Annotated in this window: 5 protein-coding genes; 1 reads left to right on the top strand and 4 read right to left on the bottom strand. The window is 72.9% G+C overall.

Features of this window, described 5'->3' with window-relative positions; genetic code table 11:
* Nucleotides 1-78 precede the first annotated feature (78 nt).
* Nucleotides 79-879, top strand: coding sequence for a glycosyltransferase family 2 protein (locus ACTUAL_RS17850; RefSeq protein WP_440901062.1), 801 nt, complete (start codon nt 79-81; stop codon nt 877-879).
* A gap of 260 nt (nt 880-1,139) precedes the next feature.
* On the opposite strand, the gene ACTUAL_RS17845 is transcribed toward ACTUAL_RS17850, so the two are convergent.
* The 4 genes from ACTUAL_RS17845 to ACTUAL_RS17830 form a co-directional block, all read right to left on the bottom strand.
* Nucleotides 1,140-3,194 carry a hypothetical protein gene (locus ACTUAL_RS17845; protein ID WP_440901061.1) on the bottom strand — a complete coding sequence of 685 codons (2,055 nt, stop codon included), beginning with the start codon at nt 3,192-3,194 and terminating at the stop codon, nt 1,140-1,142.
* 73 nt (nt 3,195-3,267) lie between these two features.
* The gene (locus tag ACTUAL_RS17840; protein ID WP_440901060.1) at nt 3,268-4,959 is read right to left on the bottom strand and encodes a TIGR04141 family sporadically distributed protein; all 1,692 of its coding nucleotides are present in this window, start codon (nt 4,957-4,959) and stop codon (nt 3,268-3,270) included.
* A gap of 109 nt (nt 4,960-5,068) precedes the next feature.
* Nucleotides 5,069-5,362, bottom strand: a complete 294-nt coding sequence (locus tag ACTUAL_RS17835) for a hypothetical protein (RefSeq protein WP_440901059.1) — start codon at nt 5,360-5,362, stop codon at nt 5,069-5,071.
* 636 nt (nt 5,363-5,998) lie between these two features.
* The gene (locus ACTUAL_RS17830) at nt 5,999-6,634 is read right to left on the bottom strand and encodes a hypothetical protein (RefSeq protein ID WP_096495653.1); all 636 of its coding nucleotides are present in this window, start codon (nt 6,632-6,634) and stop codon (nt 5,999-6,001) included.
* Nucleotides 6,635-6,671 lie beyond the last annotated feature (37 nt).

The raw sequence follows: 6,671 nt of genomic DNA, 5'->3' as shown, positions 1-6,671 counted from the left end.
TGGACTGGGAGCGGTCGGCGCGGGAGTTCCTCGCCGCGCTGCGCAAGATCCGAAGCAGCTGACGAACCGGAAGGGCCCATGCGCACGATCTCGGTGATCACCGCGGCACACGCCCCGAGCGCCCACTACCTGGTGGAGACGGCCAGGAGCGTTGCCGCGCAACAACTCCCGCCGGGCTGGGCGTGCGAGTGGCTGGTCCAGGAGGACGGTGAGGCGCCCGCGCTGGCCGACCGGGTCGGCGGGGCGCGCCACGCGTGCAACGGCGCCAGGCTCGGCATCGCCGCGACCCGCAACCTGGCGCTGGCGCGGGCGACCGGCGAGATCGTGCAGAACCTGGACCACGACGACGTCCTGCTGCCGCACGCCCTCGCCACCCTGATCTCCCGCTTCGAGGAGCACCCGGTGCACTGGGCGGTGATGTCGGCGGACGACCTGCTCCCCGACGGCACGCGCCGCCCGTTCCCGCCGGACCTGCCGCACGGCCCGGTGCGACCGGGCGAGGTGAACCGCTGGGCCGAGGAGCGCGGCGGCAACTGGCCCCTGCACGGCGGTGGTCTGGCGGCCAGGACGGAGACCCTGCGCGCGCTGGGCGGCTGGACCGGCGTGCCGGTGGACGACGAGCTGGGCGCGCTGGTGGCCCTGTCCGAGCTGACCCGGGGCTGGCACGACCACGAGGTGACCTGGCTCTACCGCAAGCACCCCGCGCAGACCACGAACAGCTCCCTCTACCCCGGCCTGGAGGACACCGGCCGCCGGATCGCGCTGCAACGGGCGAAGGCGTTGCGCAGCACGGGGCTGCGGGTGTCCGTCGAGCGGCCGGGGACGGGCAGCCACGGGGTGGACCTGGGGCCGAACATCCGGTTGGCGCCGGGGGTCTGACCGGTTCTCGGCCGACGGGTGGGCCCGGTGGCCGTTGAGACCGTTCGCGAAGCGCTTGAACGCGGCCCAGGCGCCAGAACCGATGACGGCGACGGTGACGAGCGTCTGACTAGCAGGATTACCCGTGATGAGGAATTCCGCGGCGCGACTCGACGCGTGTCCGACCGGCCGCGGAACCGCCGCCCACGCGGCACCGCCCACCGGGGAACCGCCCGCGAGTTCGGGCGCACGACGTCGGACCCCGCGCCACCGCGACCGGGTCATCCCGGCTCGGCCGGGGGCGGGCCTGCGGCGCCGCCGCTGTGGCGCGCCCGGAGCACGTCGGCGAGCGTGGCGCGCACCCGGTCGATCGGCACCGGCAGGGCCTCGCCCAGCTCGGGGCGCGACTCGACCTCGTCGAGCATGGTCAGCAGCTGGTGGACCTCTTCCTCGAGCATCCCGTCCTCGACTGCCTGCCCCTGCTCGGCCCTGCGGCAGAGCCCCACGACCAGCTCGATCTGCGCGGTCAGCCCGGTCAGCCCGTGGCGGCCGGACGCCGCGTGCTCGCCCCGGACCGTCTCGCGCAGCAGGTGGGCGGTCACCTCGTCGTCCCTGTCCCGGGAGTAGATCCAGGCCAGGTCGTACCGGCAGGCCAAGGTCACCTCGTGCGTGTCGCCCAGCCAGCGCGCGCAGTCGTGCAGCAGGTCCGCGAACTCGGACTCGTGCCCGGCCGCGAGCCCGCCCGCCTCGGCTTCCCAGCGCAGCCACGCCAGGTCCCGGCGCAGCCCCAGCACATCGGGGTGGCGTGGTCCCAGGTGCCTGGTCCTGACCTCCAGCGCGTGGGTGAACAGCGACTCGGCGCGCGGGTGGGCCTGGGTGAGCTGGGCGAGCACCGCCATGGAACGGGTCAGCTTGGTGCCCAGCAGCTCGAAGTCGCCGGACAGGCCGAGCGCGGCGATGCGGTCGACCAGGTGCTCGCAGTGCGGCCCCACCGCCGCCCAGCCGGACAGGTGTTCCCGGTCCGCGGCCGACAGGTGCGAGGTCATGCCGTCCAGCACCGCGATGCCCAGCGCCAGGTACGGGCGCGGGTCGGCGACCAGGTCGGGCTGGTGGCGGTTGGCCTCGCGGATGACCGGGTGCACCAGCACGCACTCGGTGCTGACCGGGGAGAAGCGCGGGTCCTGGAACAGCACCCGGTCGACGAGGCCGAAGTCGGCCAGCTTGGCCAAGGTCCGCACCAGCTCCAGCGGTGTCATCAGGTCGAACAGCCGGGACAGCGTGAAGATCCGGACCTCGAGCGCGCGCACGGGCAGCGGAGCCTGCGCGAGGGAGGACAGCCAGCGCAGCAGGGCACGGGCCCAGCGCACCCCCAGTTCCTCCAGCAGCTCCAGCGACAGCTCCCAGGTCCGAGCGAGCACCTCGCGCTCGTCCAGGCCGCCGACGAGCTCGTGCAGCTGGTCGACCTGGGGGAAGTGGTCGAGGAAGACCCGCCGGTAGTGGTCGAAGTCCGCGGGCAGCTCCGCCCCCGCCACGCGGGGCAGCCGGGCTGCCGCGCTCAGGTAGCGACCCGCCAGGTGCAGCGCCAGGGGAAGCTTGCCCAGGGCGCGGGCGAGCAGCAGCGCCTGCGCGCGATCACCCGCGTCCGGGGCCAGTTCGCGCAGCATGTCGACCGCGTGCCGCTCGCCCAGCGGTTCGACCTCGCGCAGGGCGGCGCCCCGCGGCAGGGGGTCGGTGGCGCCGTGCCGGGTGGTGATCACCACCGCGCCGTTGGACGGGGGAAGCGCGGGGAGCCAGGGGCGCAGGGCGCGCGCGTCGTCGGCGTTGTCCACCACGAGCACCCACCCCACCGCGCGCGCCAGGGCCTTGGCCACCACGGGGACTGGCGACCTCGCCCCCGACCAGGCCATGACCACCTCCTCGACGGAGGCCTGCGCGGCCAGGGCGACCTCGCGGAAGCCCGCTGAGAGCGTCCGGGGGTCGGAGGCGTCCAGCCACCACACCGTCAAGCCCGAACCGGTGCGCCTCAAGGCGTCGGTCAGCTCCAACGCCACCGCGGTCTTGCCGCTGCCACCGGTCCCGTGCAGCGCCAGCACCGAACCGTCCTGGCGCAGGGCGGACTCGACCGCCTCGGCCAGCAGCTCGTCGCGCCCGTGCAAGGTGGGAGCCGACCGGTCCACCGGTGGCGAGATCGACACCAGCGCGACGCCCGCGTCCACCGCGTCGGCCTCCCGCAGGGTCAGGTCGCCGTGGAACTGCCCGATCTGGAGCACTGTGCGGTGACGGCCGCCGGAGAGCTGGTTGGACACCGACAGGCCAGGGTCGCGTTCGACCCCCATGAGGACAACCTCCGGGAAGCAGCGGGGACGGTGCCGGGGCGGCGCGGTGCGGCCGACGCCACCGGGCCTGTGATCAGGAGCGGCTCGTCGCCATGCGCGGTTCCGCGCGACCACCGGCCCTCGGCTTGGGGGCGTGCGGGATGTCGGCGAACTGCAACCGCACCCCGTGCCTGCGCAGTTCGGCGTCCAGCCGCAGCAGGCCCACCATCGACAGGGTGAACAGCTGTCCGACCTCCCACTCGCGTCCGGCAGCAGCCAGGACGAGCACCTGCGGCTGCCGCGCGATGCCCCTCGTGCTGTCCAGCGCCCGGACCTTGGCGTCCAACTGCCGCAGGGCCTCGGCCTCGAACCGCAGCGCCCACACCGCCACCTGGGCCTGGGTGAACAGGTGGCTGGCGGCGGTGGCCCTGGCCAACCACTTGACGTGGATCAGCTCGTCGCCCGGCCCCACGAGGTCGGCGAACTCGAACCTGCGGTGCATCGGCGTGCGGCCGAAGTCCTTGTCCAGGCACAGGAAACCCGGCTGCTCCGCCACCAGCTCGCAGTAGCGGTGCTCGTCGTCGGTGCGACCGGTGGGTCGCCACAGCGGGAAGACCAGTTCGCTGCGGTCGGACAGCAGCTCCCGCACCTGCTCGCGCACGCGCTCCACCGCCGCCCGCCCGAGCTCGTACCAGCCGCCCTGGTGCAGGCAGTAGGTGCGCCCGTCGACCAGCGCCTCGAAGGCGATCCACTTGTCCAGCGTGATCGCCCTGGTGAGGAACTCCTCCCCCGCGTCGTCGGCGCACGGGGTCAGCCGCGCGTCCCGCAGCTCGCTCACCCGCATCGCGACCGGCATCTGCGCGAACCGGGCGACGAGGTCGTCGACGTCCGGAAAGCCGTCGAAGAGCATCGGTCCGGTGCCGCCGATGTTGTTGGTGGCGAAGGAGTTCGCCTCTTCCAGGTGCCGCAGCGCCGCGGTCGGCCAGCACACTCCCAGCGCTCCGGAGCCCTCTTCACCGCCGAGGGCGCGCGCCAGCCTGCCCTCGAGCTCCGGGAGCACCGGGTCCCGGTCGGACAGCGGGCGGACGTCGGTGATGAACCTGAGGGGCGAGTCCTGGTCGGTCTCCTCGGTGATCGCGCAGATCGCCCGGAGGTCGGCGATGAAGTGCCGGGGCGTGGCGCCGACCCTCAGCGACAGCGAGTCCCCGGCGGTCACGCGCAACCTCTTGCCACCGGTGGCCACCCGGTAGGTCATGCCGGTCATGTCGGCCATGCCCGAGACGCGGGTCACCAGCTCCCCCGCGGGTTCCAGCCCGAAGCCGATCGGGGAGTTGCCGGAGGGGAAGTTGGTCCGGGTGCTGCGCGCGGACACGTCGAGCAGGCTGCTGGTGACGGCCCTGAGGTCGGTGGGATCCAAGCGGCGGATGGCGAACAGCAGCCCGAAGCCGTGCTCGAGCTTGAGGTCGTCGAGCAGGTGCCGACCGCTGCCGAAGACCGCGGCCACGACCCAGCGGTCCACCCGGACGAGCAGGACCGCGAAGGGGGTGCCGCGCACCAGGGACGGCCGCACCCCGGTCAGCGCGGTGACCGTGCCAGCCCACTCCGGGGCGCCCGCGGTTCGGGTCCCCGCGACCAGGTGCGCCACCGCGTCGGCGATCTCGACCGGGCCGTTGTGGCTGACCGCGCTCACCCCGGACAGGTCCAGGTAGTCGGCCAGCCGCGTTCCCGGCACGACGGGGAAGCGGTAGAGGGTGGCCTGCGCGGTAGGGGGTGTGTGACGAGGCAAGGGGTTTTCCTTATCGACAAGGCTGAAGAGCGCAGCGCAGAGCAGGACCGCTCGAGCAGGAGCGGACCGGGGGGCGTGGTCGCGCGTCGGGGGCGGCGGACCGTCGAGGTCAGCCGGCGGCGCCGGTCGTTCTGAGCCGGTAGGCCGCTGCCGGGCAGGTCAGCGCGAGCGCGAGCGCGAACCCGAGGGTCGCGGGCGACGTGGAGGCCCTGAGCAGTGCGACCAGGACCAGGAAGCCCGCTGACGTGGCGGCGAGCAGCACCCGCACCGCCCTGGCGGGGGCGGCGCGGAGCGGGGGCGCCTGGGCGTTCGGGACGCGCGCGGGGGCGCTCCCCGTGCGGGGTGGCGGCAACCGGTGCAGCGCCAGGGAACGGCGAACCGCGAGCGGGCCGATGTCACTCACTTGTGACGGCTGGCTCTCTGGTCGCGGACGTGTCTGCGGATCTAGACTCAACAGGTTCCTAACTTCGCGTTCTGCGGTGGCTAGCCCAGGCACACGGGGTGGGGACGTCACGCGGTCTCCTGTTGGCGCAGGAGGCCGCGTTCTTTATTCCAAGATATTCGTTTTGGTGGGAACGAGGATGCCAGTCTGGTTGACCCGCCCCTGACCAGCTACCGCGCTCGCGCGGCGAGCGGCATCCACGCTGCGCCGAACGGTATCCCCAGGACGCGTTCAGCAGTATGGGTGCACCGGCGCGCCGAAGTTGCACCACAGATACTTTGAGGTGACCTACTGAGCAGTTTGATCACTTGTTCGCACCAGCCGTCACACGAAAGGGCTATCCCTCGATCGTACGGAAGCGTGACAATTCTGCGTAGTAAAGAATTTTTAGGCCAAGTAGTTGATGTAACGGACGACAGCCCTCACCCGATCGGGGAATCGGGTAGGCCGGTTCCCGAAACGGGAACCTTGCGCCCAGCGGTAGTCGCGCCCCCTCGCGCGCCCGGCACGACCGTCGACCGCCGGGGCGCCCCGTCCTCGGACCGTTGGCCCACTGGCCCGCTGGACCGCCGAACGTTCGCGCCCCGACGGGAACCGTCAGCCGACCGGCGCAGGGCCTGCGGGTGACGGGCTCGGCCGGTGCAGCAGGAACAGCGCCGCCACGAGTGCGCTCACCACCACGAACACCACGATCTCCAGCGGGATCGCGATGCTCCTCGGCACCAGGGTGCCCGCGCCCAGCGCGGCGAACAGGCCGGCCGCCGCGCCCGCCGCGCCCTTGCGGACCCAGGACGCCGGGATCAGCAGGGACAGGCCGATCACCGCGATGCCGCACATCAGCAGCTTCGCCGACGAGCCGTCCGCGACCGGGGACACCGTGACGCGCTCGCCGTCCGCGCCGAGCACGTCCAGGGTCCGGCCCGCGAAGCGCACCAGGACGACCTCGGCGGGCGGGCTCGGGGCGACGCGGTTGGCGTCGTCCCAGCTCGGCAGGCCGGCGATGACGTGCTCCACGCCGTCCCCGTCCTTCGACTTCAGCTGCGCCGAGCCGTCGTAGTCGCGGAAGGCGCTCGACACCGTGACGCGCTCCTCGAACACGCAGTCCTCGCGCTCGACGGCGCCGCACTCGGGCGCGAAGGCGAACGCCCAGCCCTCGGCGACCGCGCCGCCCCACAACCAGGCCGACCCGATCGACACCAACGCCAACATCGCGGCCACCGCGATCGCCCTCATGGCGCAGGAGAGTAAGCCGAGGTGAGCGCGGGAACCA

Source organism: Actinosynnema sp., from assembly GCF_052038725.1.
This window is presented reverse-complemented; position numbering and strand designations above follow the sequence as displayed.